Source organism: Sporosarcina sp. USHLN248, assembly GCF_037144575.1.
GTDB lineage: Bacteria > Bacillota > Bacilli > Bacillales_A > Planococcaceae > Sporosarcina > Sporosarcina contaminans.
Map to the genome: position 1 here is coordinate 85,692 of NZ_JBBCZC010000004.1, position 20,792 is coordinate 106,483.

The following is a 20,792-nucleotide window of genomic DNA, read 5'->3' on the forward strand; positions in this document are numbered from 1 at the left end:
TGGCTCATTTACGAATCGATGTGTAAGCTACCTACGTGATATTCAAGATGCATCTTCATTTTGCAAAGAACGTAGGTCAAGGAAAAACGACATAATGTCGGCTCGATTATCTGATGCAATTATGTTAGGACGTAATTGTTTTAAAGGGGGGATTGCATTGACGGTGAAGACAGATCAACGGCATTTATATGTGCAGGTGATTGAAAGGCTCAAAGCGGATATTGAGTCTGGTATCTTCAAGGAAAATGAGAAGTTCCCTTCAGAGTTTGAATTAGCTCGCATGTTAGGGGTAAGCCGTGCAACATTGCGAGAAGCTTTGCGCGTTTTGGAAGAAGATAAGATTATTATCCGTAAGCATGGCGTTGGTACGTTTGTGAATCCAAAGCCATTATTCTCTTCGGGAATTGAGCAATTATCCAGTGTCTCATCAATGATTCGTGATGCAGGAATGGTGCCGGGCACAATTTTTATGGAAGTCCATGAAGATTGTCCGAATGATGAAATGATTGCGAAATTTGATTGCACGGCTAATGATAGTCTTGTTACAATTAAGAGAGTCAGAACTGCAGACGGTGAACCAGTCGTTTACTGCATCGATCATGTACTCTCGAAAAATCTTCCTTCAGGCGCAGATGTCCTGTTAAATGAATCGATTTTCGATTCGATTGAAAAGACAGGTGATATCCGCATAGTACAAGCAGTCGCAAATATCGAGCCTGTCGGCTATGATGACGAAGCATCCGCAATTCTTAGATGCGGTGTCGATGTTCCGCTATTAGTCTTGCTTCAGTGTCATTATAGTGCGGATGGTGAAATGGTTCTTTATTCTAAAAACTATTTCAGGGCCGATAAATTCAGTTTTCATGTTGTACGAAAAAGGGTATAAGATGTGTTTGAAAAGTACACATACTATAAGGCTATGAATGGTGAGATAGTAAAGCATCATCATATGTTTTTGAAAATTGTCAGTGCTTTTTAAACAATCTTTAATAGACGTATCTACGTCATTTTTATACCAAATTATAAAAAAATAGGGAGGGTCCAAACAGTGAGCAAACGTAAATATGGACTTGCGTTATCATTGGTTCTTGCAGCTGGTACATTACTTGGTGCATGTGGAACGGACAAAGAAAAAGACAAAGAAGGTTCTTCATCTTCAGATGGCGGCAACACATCTGATTTTTCTGTTGCGATGGTGACGGATGTTGGCGGTGTTGACGACAAATCCTTCAACCAATCAGCTTGGGAAGGGATTCAAAAATTCGGAGAAGAGAACAACTTGTCTGAAGGAGATGGCGGATACGCTTACCTTCAATCGAAAGACGATTCAGACTACATTCCGAACTTGAATGCGCTTACTCGCCGTGATTTCGACTTAGTTTACGGAGTAGGTTACTTAATGGAGGATGCAATCGATACAGTTGCATCTCAGCAAAAAGATACAAACTATGCAATCATCGATGGTGAAGTTGACCAGCCGAACGTTGCGAACGTTTTGTTCAAAGAACAGGAAGGTGCATTCCTTGCTGGAGTAGCAGCTGCGTTAATGACGAAAACTGATAAAATCGGCTTCGTAGGCGGTATTGAGATTCCGGTAATCGAGCGTTTCGAGGCTGGCTTCGTTGCTGGTGTCGCTGCGGTTAAACCTGACATTAAAGTAGATGTGAAGTATACAGGCGCATTCGACAAAGCAGAACTTGGTAAAGCAGAAGCAGGACGCATGTACTCTTCAGGTGTGGACATCATTTTCCATGCTGCTGGCGGTACTGGTAATGGTGTATTTGCAGAAGCTAAGGAACGTAAAGAAGCAGACAAAGATGCAAATGTTTGGGTAATCGGGGTTGACTCCGACCAGTATGACGAAGGTCAAGTTGGCGGTGAAAACATCACGCTTACTTCTATGCTAAAACGCGTTGACAATGCAGTTCAAGAAATTTCTAAGTTGGCGAAAGATGGGAAATTCCCTGGCGGAGAAACATTAGTATTCGGTCTTGCTGATGATGGTGTAGCCCTTGCTGATTCTCGCGGTGCGATTCCACAAGAAGTTTTGGACCAAATCGAAGAATATAAGCAAAAAGTAATCAACGGTGAAATTGAAGTTCCTGAATTTGCTAAATAAGAAACAGTTCACAATCTTTATAAGGGCCGGTTCGTCCGGCCTTTCTTTATGAATTGCTCCACCTTCTAAATTAATAGAGTAAAAGATTTTTCATACGAATAATCTTTTATTGTATTAATTTTTTCAAATTATGAAATGAAATATTGACGTTAGGAAGTGAATCCATTGGAATATGTCATCGAGATGCTAAATGTTTCCAAAAAATTCGGTAACTTTTATGCGAATGACAATATTACCTTGCAGTTGAAAAAGGGAGAAATCCATGCACTATTAGGTGAAAATGGTGCTGGGAAATCAACGATGATGAACGTTTTGTTTGGTCTTTACCAGCCTGATGGAGGGGAAATTCGCGTTCACGGAAAGAAAGTCGATATTTCGAATCCAAACGTTGCGAATGATTTAGGCATCGGAATGGTTCACCAACACTTTATGCTGGTAGAAAATTTGACGGTTACAGAAAACATCATTTTAGGCAGTGAGCCGGCGAAAATGGGAACGGTAAAAATTAAAGCCGCAGCGAAAAAAGTTGCTGAAATATCAAAGCTTTATGGTTTAAATGTCGATCCGTATGCAAAAATCGAAGATATCTCTGTCGGAATGCAGCAACGTGTAGAAATTTTAAAAACACTATACCGTGGTGCAGAAATTCTTATTTTCGATGAACCGACTGCTTCATTAACCCCACAGGAAATTCAAGAACTGATAGCAATTATGAAAAAACTGATTACTGAAGGGAAATCGATCATCCTTATAACGCATAAGCTACAAGAAATTATGGATGTTTCGGACCGTGTCACTGTAATTCGAAAAGGAAAAGGAATCGGAACGGTCATCACTTCTGAATCAAATCCAGAAGAGTTAGCAACTTTGATGGTCGGAAGACAAGTTACATTCAAAACAGAGAAGCAACCTCCAAATCCGACAGAAGAAGTTTTGCAGATTGAGAATTTAGTAGTTACGGACAACAGAGGCATAGATAGAGTGAAGAAATTGAATCTTTCTGTTCGCCGCGGAGAAATTGTCGGTCTTGCAGGAATTGACGGCAATGGTCAATCGGAGCTGATTGAAGCAATTGCTGGGCTTAGAAAAGTGAAAAGTGGAAAAATCACATTGAACAATATAGATATTACAGGCAAAAAGCCGCGTCAAATTACAGAGTCCGGATTGGGTCATATCCCACAAGATCGTCATAAGCATGGTTTAGTACTTGATTTTTCAGTGGGCTATAATGCGGCATTGCAGGAATACTATCGCGAGCCCTATTCGAAAAATGGCATCATGAATTATCAAGTCATTTCGAAAAAAGCGAAAGAAATCATCGAAGAGTACGATGTGAGAACCCAAGGAGAACACGAATTGGCAAGGGCTCTTTCAGGTGGAAATCAGCAGAAATTGATTATTGGCCGTGAAATTTCCCGAGGTCCTGATTTGCTCATAGCAGCATTGCCTACACGTGGATTAGACGTAGGGGCAATTGAATTCATTCATAAACGTTTAATCGAACAACGGGATAATGGAAAAGCGGTTTTTCTAATTTCGTTTGAGTTGGATGAAGTGATGAATGTTTCGGATCGGATTGCAGTAATCCATGATGGACATATCGTCGATACCGTCATCCCTGCTGAAACAAACGAGCAAGAGTTAGGACTATTGATGGCAGGCCATTCAATAAAAGAAAAGGGACAGATGAAAGAAGGTGTAGATCGAAATGTCGAATAAGGTCATCAATATTTTAGTGCCGATCATTTCGATCATCTTAGGGCTATTGGTAGGCGCAATTGTTATGCTATTTAGTGGTTTTGATCCGATGAGTGGTTACGCTGCGCTTTGGAATGGAATATTCGGGGATGTCTATGCAATTGGTGAAACGATACGCCAAATTAGTCCTTATATACTTGCGGGACTCGCGGTAGCGTTCGCATATCGAACAGGCTTGTTCAATATTGGTGTAGAAGGACAGTTGATCGTCGGATGGTTTGCTGCTGCTTATGTCGGTATGGCATTTGAACTGCCAATGTTTATTCATTTGCCGTTATCATTATTGGCAGCCGCGGCGGCTGGTGCGTTATGGGGACTTATCCCTGGGGTATTAAAAGCGACATTGCGTGTCCATGAAGTAATCGTAACGATTATGATGAACTATATTGCGCTTCACGTTGTCAATGCACTAATCAAAACGGTTTCAGATGGTGGATTTAAAACAGATAAAATTCAGCCAACAGCTTCACTAAGATCTGATTTTCTATCCAATTTAACGGATTATTCAACGCTGCATTATGGAATCTTTGTTGCGCTTGCAATGGTTGTCGTTATGTGGTTTATTCTTGAAAAAACAAAAACTGGGTTCGAGCTGAAATCAGTTGGTTTTAATGATCATGCTTCTCAATATGCAGGTATGAACGTAAATAAAAATATTATATTGTCAATGGTCATATCAGGAGCATTTGCCGGCCTAGCTGGTTCAATGGAAGCTTTAGGTACATTTGGGAATATGTCGTCTCGTGCCGGCTTCACAGGAATCGGTTTTGACGGCATAGCGGTTGCACTATTAGGTGCCAATTCACCGTTAGGCGTCATTTTCGGTGCATCGCTATTCGGTTCTTTGAAATACGGTGCAAACAATATGCCGAACGAAGCTGGTATTCCATTAGAAATTGTATCGATCGTCATAGCGCTTATCATATTCTTCGTTGCCTCGGGATATATAATCCGTGTCGGATTGCAGCGCTTGAATTCGAAAAAGGAGGCGAAATGATATGTCGTTTTTAGAAGTCCTTTATTTTATGATTCCAACGTCAATCGCATATGCCGCCCCTTTAATTTTCACGGCAATTGGAGGCGTATTCTCTGAACGATCTGGTGTCGTCAACATCGGCCTTGAAGGCTTGATGATCATGGGAGCATTCATCGGAATCGTGTTCAATTTATTTTATGTTGATGTGTTTGGTAGCTGGACGCCCTGGATTGCACTTTTAGTAGCAATGATTGTTTCAGCGATATTCTCCATGATGCATGCGGTAGCATCGATTTCATTCCGTGCTGACCAAGTCGTTTCCGGTGTCGCAATTAACATGTTAGGGCTTGCTGTAGCATTGTTCTCTGTGAAAATGATTTTCGGAAAAGGACAAACGGATTTTATTCAACAAAAGATTCCGCGCGTCAACATTCCTTTGCTGCAAGATATTCCGGTCATTGGTCCAATGTTCTTCAAATCGGTGTACGGAACCTCAGTTTTAGCTATAGCGGTTGCAATTGTAGCTTGGTTCATTATTTATAAAACACCATTCGGATTGCGCTTACGTTCAGTCGGTGAACACCCGATGGCTGCAGATACAATGGGGATCAACGTCAATAGAGTGCGCTATTTGGCAGTTATTATTTCTGGTGGTCTTGCTGGTATCGGTGGAGCGGTTTATTCGCAGACGATGACAGGAGACTTCGGACATGCAACAGTTAATGGTCAAGGATTTATGGCATTGGCTGCAATGATTTTTGGAAAATGGCATCCGATCGGAGCAATGGCAGCAGCGCTATTCTTCGGATTTGCGCAAGCATTGGCGATTACGGCAGGTTCCATCGAAGTGGATTTCATACAAAAAATTCCGACTGTCTATTTCCACATACTTCCTTATGTCTTAACAATCTTGGCGCTTGCAGGATTTATTGGCAAAGCAAATGCACCGAAAGCGAGTGGGACTCCATATATTAAAGGAAGCCGTTAATGATTTAATGAAAGCTGTTCGACAACTTTTTCACGTTGTTGAGCAGCTTTTCTTGTATATTACTGGAAAGTACAAGATTTTATTCGAAAATGCTTATATTTTGCCATCTCATTGTTAAGAAATGTATAGTGAAGAAGAGTGTTCGTATAATAAGGAAAAAAAGAGGTGCTCATATGTTCAAAAAAGTGGAGCTGCAAAAGGGAGTAACCGTTTACTTACGCAAAACTGAGCAATTTAAAACGATAACGATGTCAATTAAATGGAAGTCTGAACTAAATGAAAAGGCAGCGGCCTACAGAACGGTCTTATCAAATGTACTTCAAGACTCAAATGGGAAATACCGTACACAAAGCGAATTGAGAAAAGCGTTGGATGAGCTATATGGCACTGTCTTTTATATGGATAATGGGAAGCGTGGCCACTCTCATATCGTTTCTTTGAATATGGAATGTGTAAATGATGAGTATTTAACGACGGAAGGTGTATTTGACGAGGCGTTGCAGCTAATGCATACAGTCGTATTCAGTCCGAATTTTGTCGATGGCGCTTTTGAACCTTCCGTTGTCGAGCGTGAAAAGCGAACTGTCATAGAGCGTATTCGTTCTGTTTATGATGATAAAACAAGGTATGCACAAAAGCGGATGCTCGAATTAATGCGACCGAACCACCCGGCTTCGATTTCGTCAAACGGCACGGAAGAGGATGTCCGTAGCCTTACTAGGGAAGCGCTGCTTTCTACATATGAAAGCATGTTGAATGAAGACGAAATTGATATTTATGTAGTTGGGGATATACAGGAAGAGGAGTTTATTGAAAAAATAAAATCGCTATTTCCATTTCAAGCAAGAGAGGTTGCTGAACGAAAAAGTAATGTTGTGCAGCATGAAAAAGGGGACGTACAGCAAGTATTTGAAAAGCAGGACATGAAGCAAGGGAAGCTGCAAGTCGGCTACAGCACTCCGATCACCTTCGATCATCCCGATTATGCAAAGATGGTCGTTACAAGTGGCGTATTAGGCGGTTTTGCGCATAGTAAATTATTCATGAATGTCCGTGAAAAAGAAAGTATGGCTTATACAATTAATAGCATCTACTCATCCCACTATGGAATTATGTATGTTTTGGCGGGAATTGATCCGGAGCTTGAGGAAAAAGCAGTGAAGTTAATCGGAGAACAAATAGATGCGCTACGTAACGGCGACGTTACTCAAATGGAGTTGGATCAAACGGTTGGACTTTTATCGAATAGCATACGCAGTGCATTCGATTCTGCGAGGAGCCAAATTGAAGTATACGATCAATATAAGCGGCTAAGTGAAAATTTCACAGCAGAACAATTGATTGAAAAATGGCGATCCGTCACGATAGAAGATGTAAAAGAAATGGCTTCACAGCTTGAATTAGAGATCGTCTACTTGCTATCGGAAAGAGAGGCGTAAAGAGATGGAGAAAATCGTATTTGATAATTTGCAGGAATCACTTTTCCATGAACGGTTGGAGAATGGGTTAAATGTATATATACTTCCGAAAAAAGGATTCTCTAAAACGTATGTCACATTTACAACGAAATATGGTTCAATCGATCGGACTTTCATTCCGAGAGGAAAAGATGAATTTGTCACGGTTCCCGACGGCATCGCCCATTTCTTGGAGCATAAAATGTTTGACAAAGAGGAAGGGGACGTTTTTCAGAAGTTCAGTATGTTAGGGGCTTCTGCAAATGCGTTTACCTCTTTTACAAGAACATCTTATCTGTTTTCTACTACTGAAAAGTTATACGAAAATACAAAGGTATTATTGGATTTCGTTCAAGAGCCTTATTTTACAGAGCAGAAAACTGAAAAGGAAAAAGGAATTATTGCACAAGAAATTATGATGTATGACGACAATCCCGATTGGCGGAATTATTTCGGAGCAATCCAAAATTTATACGAAAATTATCCGGTCAATATTGATATTGCCGGAACGGTTGATACGATCCAAGAGATTACTGCAGATCATTTGTATGAATGCTATGAAACATTTTACCATCCTTCCAATATGACTGTATTTGTCATCGGAGCAGTTGATCCGGAGGAAATGATGAATTTCATTAAAGAGGATCAAAATGGGAAGGAATTTTCTGAGCCTGAAGAAATACAAAGAAAGTTCCCTGAAGAGCCTTCGACTGCTCATATCGCCGAAAGTACGGTTGAAATGGATGTATTGCGCCCAAAACTCAATTTTGGCATGAAATGTAACCGAGTGGATATCGAAGGGGATGAATTGCTGAAACAGGAATTGGCGCTAAACCTTGTCCTTGATATTCTTTTTGGTAGGTCTTCCGTTTTCTACAAAGAAGCATATGAGGCTAATTTAATTGATGAAACTTATCAATATGATGTTTCATTGGAAAAAGGTTATGGATTTGCTATGGTGGGTTCAGATACTGATCATCCTGCTGAATTGGAAGCAGCAATTCGTAAAACACTTTCAGATCAAATCCAAGGCTGGACAATTCGTAGTGAAGATCTCGACCGTGCGCGTAAAAGAAGGATTGGACAATTCATGCGCTCATTAAATTCAATTGAATTCATCGCCAATCAGTTTACTCAATATAATTTCAATAAAATGAATTTATTTGATGTAGTGCCTACTCTTGAGCAGTTGTCACTGGAAGATTTGAAAGCAGCATTTGAAACGATTTCATCGGAAGAAGGCTATACAGTGATGAAAGTAGTCCCACCTTCAAAAGGAGAGTAACAATGAAGCGGTATGCTGTCGTTTTAGGCGCTTCTGGAGGTATAGGGATGGCGATTAGCCGTCGTCTTGCCAAAGAAGGTTGGTCGCTTTATTTGCATTATAATCGGAATGCTGATCAAGTGTTCGAGCTGCAGGCGGAATTATCTGCTCTTTATCCTACGAGTGAGTTTAAAGCAATACAAGCCAATTTCCTTTCTGAAGATGGAGCGGAGAAATTATATGCATTGGTCGGGCATGTTCAAGCCGTCATTGTATCTTCAGGGCAAGCAGTGATGAAGCTATTGACGGACACATCCATTGAAGAAATGGAAGCGTTATGGCGAGTGCATATGCAAAACCCTGCTGCTTTCATCGGCCTCGTTTCACCACAGCTTCGAAGTCATGACGTATCGTATGTTGTATTCATTGGTTCCATTTGGGGGAACACAGGTGCAGCCGGAGAAGTAATGTACTCTGCAGTTAAAGGGGCCCAGCATGCTTTCGTAAAGGCGTATGCCAAAGAAGCGGCCTATAATGGCACGAGAGTTAATGCAATTGCGCCAGGTTGGATCGAAACAACGATGAATGACGAGTTTTCTGAAGAGGATAAGCAAATAGTCATTGATCAAATTCCACTCCAAAAAACTGGCACTCCTGAACAAGTAGCAGATTTAGTCCAATTTTTGATTAGTGGAAATGCAGATTACATGACTGGAGAAATTATTAAGCTGAACGGCGGATGGTATATTTGATTTGTTTTTATGCAAGACATCTTATTTTAGGGAAGAGGGCCCTTCCCTTTTCCTTTTTTCCTTTTCATCGCATAAGGAATCCGCTATTATAGAACTAAGTTGTCTCTTATGCGTCCTATCATATGGAAGACTCCTCATTTCTATGAAATATACTATACCGTTAATGTTTTTCTTGCATTTGCGCTCATATAATTCATCTTGATTTCTTTACATAAATGACAAGAGATCGAAAGGGTGTGTCGACATGGGTGAATGGTACGTTGAATACGAAATTCAAGTGAATCGACCGGGTCTGTTAGGGGATATCGCATCCTTATTAGGCATGTTGCATGTTAACATCGTTACAATCAATGGTGTAGATGGTGGGCATCGAGGCATGTTAGTGCGGACCGAAAACGATGATCAAATCAGGCGTTTTGAATTGATTGCATCCACAATGGAAACGATACAAGTAAAGAAAATCCGTGAACCCAAATTGCGCGACATTTTAGCCGTTAGGCATGGCCGATATATTCAGCGCGATATCGATGATCGAAAGACGTTCAGGTTTCTACGCAGTGAATTAGGAGTTTTAGTTGATTTCATGGCTGAGCTATTTAAGCAGGAAGGCCATAAGCTAATTGGGATCCGTGGTATGCCTCGTGTCGGCAAGACGGAATCTGTCGTCGCAGCAAGTGTTTGTGCAAATAAGAAGTGGATCTTTCTATCTTCAACGATGATTAAGCAAACGGTAAGGAGTAATTTGGCGGGGGACGAGTTCTCCAAAGATAATATTTTCATCTTAGATGGAATAGTAACCCGTAAGGCTGGGGACGAGAGGCATATGCAGCTCGTTCGCGAAATGATGCGGATGCCTTCGATTAAAGTCGTAGAGCACCCGGACATGTTTGTCCAGCATTCAGAATACGACATGGATGATTTTGATTATATTATCGAGTTAAGAACCGATCCAGATCAGGAAATTACATATGAAATGATGGAGAAAAACCATATGATGTCCGATTCGGGCTCGATGGGCGGATTTGGCATGTTCAATTTCTAACAGGCAGGTGATAATAATTGACCGGATTAGGTGCTCGTCTTAAAGAGGCGAGAACAGCAAAAGGATATTCATTAGATGATTTACAATCAATAACTAAAATTCAGAAACGGTACCTTTCCGGTATTGAAAATGAAGACTACAGCATGATGCCAGGAGCGTTCTATGTACGTGCCTTCATAAAGCAATATGCAGAGGCAGTTGAGTTGGATGCTGACGAAATGCTTGCATTGTATAGGGAAACAGCCGTGCACGATCAAATTGAGGAAGAAACGCCTCAAATATCACAACCGATGACAAGAAAACGTGGTTTAAAGACGAACAGTCGTCTAAATGAGGCGATTCCCAAAGTCATTGTCGCACTTTTTATTATCGTCATCATAGTCGTTATGTGGGTTTTATGGCAATACGGTCTATCGAAAAAAACGGGAATGGATGGTGTCATCGAGCCGGATCCTAAAGTTACTATGGATAGCAATGATTCTTCAAGCAAACCGAATCCTGTAATCGATGAAGAGGAAGACAAAGACACGAAAGAACAAGTGGATGATGAGAAACCTGAAGATGATGTAACTCCTGATGAGGAGGAAGTTGAACAATCGCTCACATTTGTAAATACTTCAGGGGAAGACTCAATATATACATTGTCAGATGCAGATACATTCCAACTTCGTATAGAAACGACGGGCGATTCTTGGATCGGCGTTACCGATGAGTCGAGAAAAGAACGAACTCCAGGCGCTACAGTTTTGACTGCTGGACAGTCTGTCGATTTAGATGTTTCTGACGTGGAATTCGTTAGGATCCGTGTAGGTAGAACGAATAGCACCAATATTTTTGTTAACGACGAGAAATTGGAATATAATTCTAATGCAATTACACAAAATATTATTATTGAATACAAGAAATGAAAATAGTCATCTGAATGGATGACTATTTTCATTCACTGTACATATGAAACTCATTTCACATTGTTTGAAGGATAGGTGAGAAGATTGAATTTACCAAACAAAATCACTGTATCACGAATTCTCCTTATCCCCATTTTTATCATTTTCATGATTGTCGATTTCAAAATGGGGACGTTGTATATTGGCGGCACAGAGCTATCTGTAGAGCATTTAATTGGAGCGCTTCTTTTCATAATTGCAGCAGCTACTGATTGGTTTGATGGTCATTTGGCAAGGAAGCATAATTTGATTACGAATATGGGGAAATTTCTTGATCCGCTTGCTGATAAGTTATTGGTATCAGCCGCATTGGTTATTTTAGTCGAATTAGGCGCTGCACCGTCGTGGGTTGTCATTATAATTATTAGCAGAGAGTTTGCGGTAACGGGCTTGCGTTTAATTTTAGCTGGGGGCGGAGAGGTTGTCGCAGCAAATCAATTAGGCAAAATTAAAACTGCTACTCAATTAGTTGCAATCGCTTCACTCCTTATGAACAATATCTTTTTTGAAGCATTTGGTATACCTTTCGGCTTAATTATGTTGTACATTGCACTATTCTATACAATTTGGTCAGGGATCGATTATTTCTATAAAAATAGACATGTATTATTGGAGTCGATGTAAATATGAAAGCTGAAATTATAGCGGTCGGATCTGAATTGCTATTAGGACAAATTACGAATACGAATGCTACTTTCATTGCAAAGAACTTGGCTGAAGTCGGTATAGATGTTTATTATCATACAGTGGTTGGAGATAATCCAAAAAGGTTGGACGAAGCGATTTCAATTGCTCAGCAACGTGCAGATCTCATTATTTTTTCAGGAGGCCTTGGACCGACGAAAGACGATTTAACAAAAGAGACGATCGCCAAAAGGCTTTCCTCCTCGCTCATAATGGATAGAAAAGCGTTGGAAAATATCGAGGCATATTTTAAACGTACGAAGCGAACGATGACCGAAAATAATAAAAAGCAAGCGCTCATTATAGATGGTGCGACAGTTTTGGAAAATCGCAATGGGATGGCCCCGGGCATGGCAATTGAAAAGGAAGGCAAGCGATATATTTTATTGCCCGGCCCTCCACATGAAATGGAGCCTATGTTTATAAATGAAGCGATTCCTTATATAGTAGGCGCTGTTGGAATACGCGAAGTCATTGCTTCAAAAGTATTAAAGTTTTACGGTATAGGAGAAGCAGAACTTGAACACCGTGTGCAAGACATTATAGAAAGGCAAACAAATCCGACAGTAGCTCCATTAGCTTCAAGAGATGCTGTTACGCTCCGAATTACGGCAAAGGCTAATTCTACGGAAGCGGCGCAAAATTTGATTGCTCCGGTAGAAGCAGAGATTCGTGCACTTGTAGGGGAATTCATCTATGGGATAGATGAAGATACGTTATCTTCGAAAGCGGCAGAATTGCTTTTACAGCAATCCTTAACAATCTCTGCAGCGGAAAGCTTAACCGCTGGCTTATTTATGTCAGAGTTGTCTGAACAGGCAGGTATAAGCGCTTCATTAAAAGGCGGGACAGTCGTTTACAACGAGGAAGAAAAGCAACGTCAATTACACGTTCCAAAAGAACTGATTGAGAAATATGGAGTTGTTAGCAAGGAGTGCGCTGCGGCTCTTGCCCAGCAGGTGAAACTGAAATTTAATTCGGATATTGGTGTTGGGTTGACAGGGGTAGCCGGACCAGATCCTCACGATCAAAAGCCGATGGGTACTGTATGGATCGGCATTGAAACACATAAGGGAGAAGTGAAGACTTTCAAACTTGAGCTTTCGGGTACAAGAAATACTAATCGAAGAAGGGCGGCAAACTTCGCTCTCTACTATTTAATCAAATCAATCTCGGAAAACGAGGGGCAAAAATAATTTTATTTTTGCCCCTTGTTCTCATTTAAACCTACATTTCCTCTTCTATTCTCAATTATATTTACAGTTTCGATAAAAAATTCGAATGAGCGTTCGCTTTTTGATTGTATATTTCTCATAAAAGGAGTATAGTAGAGACAGGAAGAAAAAGAACATACCTGTTAAGGGAGGAATTATTTTTGAGCGATCGCAAAATAGCTTTGGACCAAGCGTTGAAACAAATTGAAAAGCAATTTGGCAAAGGGTCCGTCATGAAATTGGGGGAAAAGACCGACCGTGAAATCGCCACTTCTTCGTCTGGTTCACTTGCACTTGATGCAGCTTTAGGTGTTGGTGGATACCCGCGAGGAAGAGTTATTGAAATATATGGACCAGAAAGTTCTGGTAAAACAACAGTAGCTTTGCATGCAATTGCAGAAGTGCAAGCCTCTGGAGGACAAGCAGCATTCATTGATGCAGAGCATGCTCTTGACCCTGTTTATGCGCAAAAATTAGGCGTCAATATTGACGAATTGCTATTATCCCAGCCGGATACTGGGGAACAAGCATTGGAAATCGCTGAAGCGTTAGTGCGAAGCGGAGCGATTGATATAATTGTTGTCGACTCTGTTGCGGCACTCGTGCCGAAAGCGGAAATTGAAGGAGAAATGGGTGACGCCCATGTCGGATTGCAAGCTCGTCTAATGTCGCAAGCCTTGCGGAAACTTTCAGGCGCTATTAATAAGTCTAAAACAATTGCTGTATTCATTAACCAAATCCGTGAAAAGGTCGGTGTTATGTTCGGTAATCCTGAAGTAACTCCGGGCGGGCGCGCATTGAAATTCTATTCTTCTGTCCGTTTGGAAGTACGCCGCGGTGAAGCGATTAAGCAGGGCAACGACATCACGGGTAACAAAACGAGAATCCGTGTTGTGAAAAACAAGGTTGCTCCTCCGTTCCGCACGGCAGAAGTTGATATTATGTATGGAGAAGGAATTTCAAAAGAAGGGGAAATTGTCGATTTAGGCGCTGAGCTTGAAGTCGTGCAAAAGAGCGGCGCATGGTACTCTTATGAAGGCGAAAGATTAGGACAGGGCCGTGAGAATGCGAAACAGTTCTTGAAGGAAAATCCGGATATCCGTGCAGAAATTTCAAACAAAATTCGTGATTCTTATGGATTGGCAAGTGCAAACTATGTAATTGCCGGACATGATGAAGATGAAGAAGAAGAAGAGTTGGCTTTATTCTTAGAAGAAGAGAAATAATGATTGAATGAATTGCCGATCTTTCCTTACGGAGGGATCGGCTTTTTTCTACCATTTTTATTCGCTCTATAACTCTTTTTAGAATAATCAGCATGAAGTGACCAAATGTTACCGCTCAAGCGTTCATAGAGCTTTTGAATCCTTGACATGTCAATTTTACATCTATACAATTAGAATTGTATAATTTCACACCAATGAAATCATTATGGCAGTATGTTGAATGTTGATATACGAGCCGACTGAAAACGAAAAGAATAGCAGGAGGAGGTGACAAGGATGCTAAAAATCATCATCTCCGCTTTGCTCGGTCTGATCGTCGGTGCAGTTGTTATCTATTTTGTTATCAAAAAGGTGAATGAATCAAGAGTGACGGGTGCTAAAAACTCTGCAGAACAAATCGTCGAAGATGCGAAACGTGAAGCGGAGGCTTTGAAGAAAGAAGCACTGTTAGAAGCGAAAGATGAAAATCACAAACTGAGAATTGAAGCGGAAGCGGAAATCCGTGAAAGAAGGTCGGAGCTTCAAAAGCAAGAAAATCGACTTTTGCAACGGGAAGAAAATCTTGACCGCAAGGATGATGCTCTCAACAAAAGAGAAGCAGGACTGGAACGCAAAGAAGACGCGCTTTCCAGCAGACAACAGCATATTGAACAGATGGAACGCAAGGCGGAAGAGCTTGTAGCCACGCAACAGACAGAATTGGAAAGAATATCAGCACTTACGAGAGATGAAGCAAAACGAATCATCTTAGACGAAGTAGAATTAGAACTTTCCACTGATATCGCCGTTATGACGAAAGAGTCTGAACAGCGGGCGAAAGAGGAATCCGAAAAGAAAGCACGTGAAATCCTTTCCCTTGCATTACAGCGTTTCGCAGCAGACCATGTCGCAGAAACAACCGTATCCGTTGTAAACTTACCTAACGATGAGATGAAAGGAAGAATTATCGGAAGGGAAGGTCGCAACATCCGGACATTGGAAACATTGACGGGAATTGATCTTATAATAGATGATACTCCAGAAGCTGTTATCCTATCAGGTTTCGATCCGGTCCGCCGGGAAACTGCACGTCTTGCACTTGAAAAGCTTGTTCAAGATGGCAGGATACACCCTGCACGCATAGAAGAAATGGTTGATAAGGCAAGGCGCGAAGTGGACGAATTAATCCGGGAAAAAGGTGAGCAGACGACATTTGATGTCGGTGTCCACAATCTCCATCCGGACTTGATCAAGATCTTGGGTAGATTGCATTTCCGCACAAGTTATGGACAAAATGTCTTGAAACACTCTGTGGAAGTTGCGTATCTTGCAGGACTCTTGGCTGCGGAAGTTGGAGAGGACGTAACTTTGGCGAGACGTGCAGGTTTATTGCATGATATCGGTAAAGCGATCGATCATGAAGTAGAAGGCAGCCACGTCCAAATCGGGGTTGAATTAGCTACGAAATACAAAGAGCATCCTGTCGTCATTAATAGTATTGCATCCCATCACGGCGATGAAGAGGCAACATCAGTCATTGCTGTATTGGTGGCAGCGGCAGATGCCTTATCTGCTGCAAGACCAGGCGCACGTAGTGAAACATTGGAAAACTACATCCGCAGATTGCAAAAACTCGAAGAAATTTCAGAGTCATATGAAGGCGTTGAAAAATCATATGCCATCCAAGCGGGCCGGGAAGTACGGATCATTGTCCGTCCAGACCAGATCGATGACATTACCGCACACAGATTGGCCCGGGATATACGGAAACGGATCGAGGAAGAACTCGATTATCCTGGACATATCAAGGTGACTGTCATTCGTGAAACCCGTGCAGTTGAATACGCGAAATAAGAAAAAATGATCCCTGCTTAGCAAGATAGGGATCATTTTCTTTTGTCTCTCATCAAAACAGGAATCCCATATATTTTATACATACTCAATCCAGTGATAAAATTACAATAGGAATAAATGTACCAAAGTTCAAGATCGAAAAATAGAAAGAGGTATTTCAATGAAAGTTTTATTTATAGGTGATATTGTAGGGTCAATCGGTAGAAATATGTTGTATGACTATTTGCCTCGGTTGAAAAGAAAGTATGCAGCAGATGTTATTATTGCGAATGGGGAGAATGCAGCATCTGGAAGAGGTATTACGAGAGCCATTTTTGACGATCTATTGCGCGCTGGGGTAGACATCGTTACAATGGGCAATCATACTTGGGATCAAAAAGAGATTTACGATTTCATCGATGAAACAGAATACTTAATACGTCCTGCAAATTTTTCTGAAGAAGCCCCGGGAAAAGGCATGACGACGATTACAAAAAACGGCATTACAATGTCCGTAATTAATTTACACGGCCGCACATTTCTTCCTCCCCATGCTGATCCGTTCGAAAAAGCAGATCTTTTAATTGAAGAAGCGAAAAAAATATCGCCTCTTGTGTTTGTTGATTTCCATGCTGAAGCAACGAGCGAAAAAATTGCGATGGGATGGCATTTAGACGGCAAAGCGTCAGTAGTAGTCGGCACACATACACATGTACAAACTGCTGATGAGCGCATTTTGCCGAATGGCACAGCTTACTTAACAGACGCAGGGATGACAGGTCCTTATGATGAAGTATTAGGCATGAAAAAAGAAGACGTCATTTATCGTTTCAAAACGAATATGCCCGTCCGATTTGAAGTGCCAAAAAAAGGCCGTGCGCAGCTAAGCGGCTTAATTGTCGAGATAGATGACCTAAATGGTAAAGCGAAGTCAATTGAACGAATTTTGATTAACGAAGACCATAGATTTGAAGGATGAAGTTGAGTCTAATCAACGCCTCTTTTTCATAGGATGGTCTATGGATATGTTCATTCCATAGACATCGTAAAAATAAGGAGGAAACATGGTGAGTCCATTGAAAGTATCATCCCGCTCGAATCCCAATTCAGTTGCAGGTGCACTCGTAGCCGTCATTCGAGACCAAGGCTACGCTGAAATGCAGGCGGTGGGAGCAGGCGCTTTGAACCAGGCGATCAAAGCAGTAGCAATCGCCCGTGGCTTTGTAGCTCCGAGCGGCGGGGATCTCGTATGCGCCCCCGCATTCACCGATATCCAGATTAACGGAGAAGGTCGTACAGCATTAAAGCTGTTAGTAGAAAAACGCATTCGGCAATAAGAATGCAACAAAAGGACTTCGGCTATTCCGGAGTATCAGACTGTAGACAAAGTATTTTTTTACTTTGTCTACAGTCTTTTTATTTTTTTCATGAATTAGATCTTTGCCCAGCTTGGCTTGAAAACGCTTGCCGGACAAGGAACGAAGGAAAGGCAACAGAAGGCCGCTGCTTCCTGCACAACGGTTGTATGCCCAGCGTCTTGCTGGTCTCAACACCGTATGTGAGTGTTTGTCAACAATTCGGTCACATAGTTGCCGAAATATAAAGAACGTGTTACTACAAAGTCAAAGAGACTTCATGTATAATGAAATCAGTCTGTTCAATTCCCGAGTGTTTTGAAAGAAAGGGGAAAGATCTTATGAATGAAGAACAACGCCTGCAAGCAGGTCTTATAAAGCCGGGCATCGAAAAGCCTGCAAATAAAGTGGAAAAAGACTATAGCAAATATTTTGAAACGGTTTATACTCCACCCTCTTTAAAAGAAGCGAAAAAAAGAGGTAAAGAGGAAATTGCTTATCATGATGATTTCCGAATTGAGGAACGTTTCCTTGGTATGGGAAATGGAAGAAAATTTTACATAAGAACGTACGGCTGTCAAATGAACGAGCATGATACAGAAGTAATGGCCGGCATTTTTATCGGTTTAGGCTATGAACCGACGGATACTGTTGACGATGCAGATGTCATTTTGTTAAACACATGTGCCATCCGTGAAAATGCTGAGAACAAAGTGTTCGGGGAATTAGGTCATTTAAAGCCGTTGAAATTGGAAAAGCCAGATTTGCTCATCGGAGTATGCGGTTGCATGTCTCAAGAAGAATCTGTCGTTAACAAAATTTTGAAAACATATGATCAAGTCGATATGATTTTCGGAACCCATAATATTCATCGCTTGCCGAACATTCTTCATGAAGCATATTTATCGAAAGAAATGGTAGTCGAAGTATGGTCGAAGGAAGGCGATATTATTGAAAATCTTCCAAAAGTGCGACACGGCAATATAAAAGCTTGGGTAAACATTATGTATGGTTGCGATAAGTTCTGTACGTATTGCATCGTCCCGTATACCCGGGGGAAAGAACGAAGCAGACGCCCACATGACATTATCCAAGAAGTGCGTCAGTTAGCAGCCCAAGGCTATAAGGAAATTATGCTGTTAGGCCAAAATGTCAACGCATACGGTAAAGACTTTGAAGACATCGACTACCGTTTAGGTGACTTAATGGACGATCTTCGTAAAATCAATATTCCAAGAATTCGTTTCACGACAAGTCATCCAAGAGATTTTGACGATCATTTAATTGAAGTATTGGCGAAAGGCGGAAATTTGCTCGACCATATTCATTTGCCAGTTCAATCCGGCTCAAGCGACATTTTAAAAATTATGGCACGGAAGTATACCCGTGAATCCTATTTGGAACTTGTACGCAAAATTAAAGCTGCAATACCGAATGTTACGTTAACAACAGATATTATCGTTGGGTTCCCAAATGAGACAGAAGAACAATTTGAAGAAACGATGTCCCTATATAAGGAAGTCGGATTTGAAATGGCTTACACTTATATTTACTCTCCACGGGAAGGAACGCCTGCAGCAAAAATGGTCGATAATATTCCAATGGAAGTGAAAAAGGAAAGACTTCAACGACTCAACGCATTAGTAAATGAAATGTCAGCAGAAGCGATGAAACCATACAAAGGAAAAATCGTGAAAGTATTAGTCGAAGGCGAGAGCAAAAGAAATCCTGAAGTGTTATCTGGATACACTGAGAAAAACAAACTTGTTAATTTTAAAGCTCCGCGATCCGTTATCGGAGAAATAGTAGAGGTAAAAATAACAGAGGCCAAAACATGGTCACTCGACGGCGAATACATTGGCGTCGTAGAAGAGGATAAGGTGATGTCATAATGGAAAAACTATATACAAAAGATGAGATCATTGCTAAAGCGCGAGAAATTGCACATATGATCGCTAACACGGAGCAAGTTGAATTCTTTAAGCGTGCGGAAGCGCAAATCAACGAAAATCAAAAAATCCGTGAAAAAATTGCGAGCTTGAAATCATTGCAAACACAAGCGGTGAATTTCCAAGCATATGAAAAGGAAAGAGCACTTGCAATTATCGAAGGAAAAATAGAAAAAATCCAAGAGGAAATTGATGAAGTTCCAATTGTACAAGAATTCAAGCAATCTCAGGTAGAAGTAAATGATTTGTTGCAATTAGTTTCCACGACGATTGCAAACAGCGTAACAGATGAAATTATTGAATCGACTGGCGGCAACGTTCTTAAAGGCGAAACAGGATCTTACGTTGAAAATACGCAACGTAAATCTTTATCGTAATCATACTACAACATAAAAAGCTCAGAGGATCCCCCCTTCTGAGCTTTTTATGTTGCAAAATTGAAATCATAAATAGTGATATTTGAAACAATTAAATTCATTGCTGTTTTTTTTCACTTTCTGGGCTCTTGTTGCATAGGATAAATAGAAGTCAATGAAGGAGGAAAAAAACTGAAAAACTTACGACAAATTGTTACGAAGGCAGTCATCGCAAAAGGAAAAAAACGGACCGAGTCAACGGTATCCTTAAAGCCGCCGAATAAGCCTTCCAGCATATTGGGTTGCTGGGTCATCAACCATACCCATCAGGCAAAAAAGGTTGGCCGATACATTGAAGTGACCGGGAAGTTCGATGTCAATGTTTGGTATTCCCACCACGATCATTCTAAAACCTCCGTCTATTCGGAATCGGTACCTTACAAAGATCGGATCCGGCTTCATTATCGTGATGAACCGACATCTGGACACGAAGAAATCATTGTCAATGTCGCACAGCATCCAAACTGCACAGAAGCACTTATTTCCGATTGCGGGGAGAAGTTTGTCATTAAAGTAGAAAGGGAATTAATCGCAGAAGTAGTCGGTGAAACGAAAGTTTGCATTTCTGTACATCCACATCATTTTGAAGAGGAATGGCCACTACGAGATGAAAGCTCTTCACATAACCGAGATGAGGAGAAAGATGAGAAGCACCATCATCACGAACAAGGAAGAGACAAAGGATCAGGTCCGTTTTAAGCCGGGAGGAGCAACCGGCTTTTTCTTATCGGCAAAAATGAAATCCTACCATTTTTCACTTTTGGACAATGGAAGTAAAGAAAGATGGAAACAGTGGCGTAATCTGTCTAACCGATTCACTACTTTGATAGGAA

At 41.1% G+C, this 20,792-nt stretch carries 19 protein-coding genes; all 19 read left to right on the top strand.

All coding sequences use genetic code 11. The features are described 5' to 3' along the window. Positions 1-157 precede the first annotated feature (157 nt). The 19 genes from WFH04_RS02740 (at position 158) to cotE (ending at position 20,658) form a co-directional block, all read left to right on the top strand. Positions 158-886 (top strand): GntR family transcriptional regulator, encoded by a 729-nt coding sequence (locus WFH04_RS02740; RefSeq protein WP_336822578.1) that lies wholly within the window; start codon positions 158-160, stop codon positions 884-886. Between the two features lie 162 nt (positions 887-1,048). Beyond that, positions 1,049-2,119: a BMP family lipoprotein gene (locus tag WFH04_RS02745; RefSeq protein WP_336822524.1), complete on the top strand. Its 1,071-nt coding sequence runs from the start codon at positions 1,049-1,051 to the stop codon at positions 2,117-2,119. Positions 2,120-2,284: 165 nt separating this feature from the next. Beyond that, positions 2,285-3,838, top strand: coding sequence for an ABC transporter ATP-binding protein (locus WFH04_RS02750; protein WP_336822525.1), 1,554 nt, complete (start codon positions 2,285-2,287; stop codon positions 3,836-3,838). Continuing rightward, a complete protein-coding gene (locus WFH04_RS02755) occupies positions 3,828-4,874 on the top strand; it encodes an ABC transporter permease (RefSeq protein ID WP_336822526.1) in 1,047 nt (348 codons plus the stop codon). The genes WFH04_RS02750 and WFH04_RS02755 overlap by 11 nt, the downstream gene beginning before the upstream one ends. A gap of 1 nt (position 4,875) precedes the next feature. Beyond that, complete coding sequence (locus tag WFH04_RS02760; protein WP_336822527.1) at positions 4,876-5,841, top strand: ABC transporter permease; 966 nt, start codon at positions 4,876-4,878, stop codon at positions 5,839-5,841. A 173-nt stretch (positions 5,842-6,014) separates the two neighbouring features. After that, positions 6,015-7,280, top strand: coding sequence for an EF-P 5-aminopentanol modification-associated protein YfmF (gene yfmF / locus WFH04_RS02765; protein ID WP_336822528.1), 1,266 nt, complete (start codon positions 6,015-6,017; stop codon positions 7,278-7,280). Between the two features lie 4 nt (positions 7,281-7,284). Further along, entirely contained in the window at positions 7,285-8,583 is a 1,299-nt protein-coding gene (yfmH, locus tag WFH04_RS02770) for an EF-P 5-aminopentanol modification-associated protein YfmH (RefSeq protein WP_336822529.1), read from the top strand. A 2-nt stretch (positions 8,584-8,585) separates the two neighbouring features. After that, positions 8,586-9,314, top strand: a complete 729-nt coding sequence (ymfI, locus tag WFH04_RS02775; RefSeq protein WP_336822530.1) for an elongation factor P 5-aminopentanone reductase — start codon at positions 8,586-8,588, stop codon at positions 9,312-9,314. Between the two features lie 244 nt (positions 9,315-9,558). Then, positions 9,559-10,356: a YmfK family protein gene (locus tag WFH04_RS02780; RefSeq protein WP_336822531.1), complete on the top strand. Its 798-nt coding sequence runs from the start codon at positions 9,559-9,561 to the stop codon at positions 10,354-10,356. Between the two features lie 17 nt (positions 10,357-10,373). Further along, entirely contained in the window at positions 10,374-11,264 is an 891-nt protein-coding gene (locus tag WFH04_RS02785; RefSeq protein ID WP_336822532.1) for a helix-turn-helix domain-containing protein, read from the top strand. 84 nt (positions 11,265-11,348) lie between these two features. Next, positions 11,349-11,927, top strand: a complete 579-nt coding sequence (gene pgsA / locus WFH04_RS02790) for a CDP-diacylglycerol--glycerol-3-phosphate 3-phosphatidyltransferase (protein WP_336822533.1) — start codon at positions 11,349-11,351, stop codon at positions 11,925-11,927. A 2-nt stretch (positions 11,928-11,929) separates the two neighbouring features. After that, a complete protein-coding gene (locus WFH04_RS02795; RefSeq protein WP_336822534.1) occupies positions 11,930-13,183 on the top strand; it encodes a competence/damage-inducible protein A in 1,254 nt (417 codons plus the stop codon). 179 nt (positions 13,184-13,362) lie between these two features. Further along, positions 13,363-14,427, top strand: coding sequence for a recombinase RecA (gene recA, locus WFH04_RS02800; protein ID WP_336822535.1), 1,065 nt, complete (start codon positions 13,363-13,365; stop codon positions 14,425-14,427). 276 nt (positions 14,428-14,703) lie between these two features. Beyond that, positions 14,704-16,260: a ribonuclease Y gene (rny, locus tag WFH04_RS02805; RefSeq protein ID WP_336822536.1), complete on the top strand. Its 1,557-nt coding sequence runs from the start codon at positions 14,704-14,706 to the stop codon at positions 16,258-16,260. Between the two features lie 160 nt (positions 16,261-16,420). Then, positions 16,421-17,218, top strand: a complete 798-nt coding sequence (locus tag WFH04_RS02810) for a TIGR00282 family metallophosphoesterase (protein WP_336822537.1) — start codon at positions 16,421-16,423, stop codon at positions 17,216-17,218. A gap of 88 nt (positions 17,219-17,306) precedes the next feature. Then, positions 17,307-17,576: a stage V sporulation protein S gene (locus WFH04_RS02815; protein WP_207961955.1), complete on the top strand. Its 270-nt coding sequence runs from the start codon at positions 17,307-17,309 to the stop codon at positions 17,574-17,576. A 359-nt stretch (positions 17,577-17,935) separates the two neighbouring features. Continuing rightward, complete coding sequence (miaB, locus tag WFH04_RS02820; protein ID WP_336822538.1) at positions 17,936-19,486, top strand: tRNA (N6-isopentenyl adenosine(37)-C2)-methylthiotransferase MiaB; 1,551 nt, start codon at positions 17,936-17,938, stop codon at positions 19,484-19,486. Beyond that, entirely contained in the window at positions 19,486-19,920 is a 435-nt protein-coding gene (locus tag WFH04_RS02825) for a YlbF/YmcA family competence regulator (RefSeq protein ID WP_336822539.1), read from the top strand. The genes miaB and WFH04_RS02825 overlap by 1 nt, the downstream gene beginning before the upstream one ends. A gap of 189 nt (positions 19,921-20,109) precedes the next feature. Further along, positions 20,110-20,658 (top strand): outer spore coat protein CotE, encoded by a 549-nt coding sequence (gene cotE, locus WFH04_RS02830; RefSeq protein WP_381479823.1) that lies wholly within the window; start codon positions 20,110-20,112, stop codon positions 20,656-20,658. Positions 20,659-20,792: the final 134 nt, after the last annotated feature.

Bases quoted from the DNA above. Each gene is read 5' to 3' on its own strand.
- yfmF (WP_336822528.1), top strand. From the start codon at position 6,015: ATGTTCAAAAAAGTGGAGCTGCAAAAGGGAGTAACCGTTTACTTACGC.
- WFH04_RS02760 (WP_336822527.1), top strand. From the start codon at position 4,876: ATGTCGTTTTTAGAAGTCCTTTATTTTATGATTCCAACGTCAATCGCA.
- rny (WP_336822536.1), top strand. From the start codon at position 14,704: ATGCTAAAAATCATCATCTCCGCTTTGCTCGGTCTGATCGTCGGTGCA.
- ymfI (WP_336822530.1), top strand. From the start codon at position 8,586: ATGAAGCGGTATGCTGTCGTTTTAGGCGCTTCTGGAGGTATAGGGATG.
- WFH04_RS02795 (WP_336822534.1), top strand. From the start codon at position 11,930: ATGAAAGCTGAAATTATAGCGGTCGGATCTGAATTGCTATTAGGACAA.
- miaB (WP_336822538.1), top strand. From the start codon at position 17,936: ATGAATGAAGAACAACGCCTGCAAGCAGGTCTTATAAAGCCGGGCATC.
- WFH04_RS02810 (WP_336822537.1), top strand. From the start codon at position 16,421: ATGAAAGTTTTATTTATAGGTGATATTGTAGGGTCAATCGGTAGAAAT.
- WFH04_RS02825 (WP_336822539.1), top strand. From the start codon at position 19,486: ATGGAAAAACTATATACAAAAGATGAGATCATTGCTAAAGCGCGAGAA.
- WFH04_RS02780 (WP_336822531.1), top strand. From the start codon at position 9,559: ATGGGTGAATGGTACGTTGAATACGAAATTCAAGTGAATCGACCGGGT.
- yfmH (WP_336822529.1), top strand. From the start codon at position 7,285: ATGGAGAAAATCGTATTTGATAATTTGCAGGAATCACTTTTCCATGAA.
- WFH04_RS02755 (WP_336822526.1), top strand. From the start codon at position 3,828: ATGTCGAATAAGGTCATCAATATTTTAGTGCCGATCATTTCGATCATC.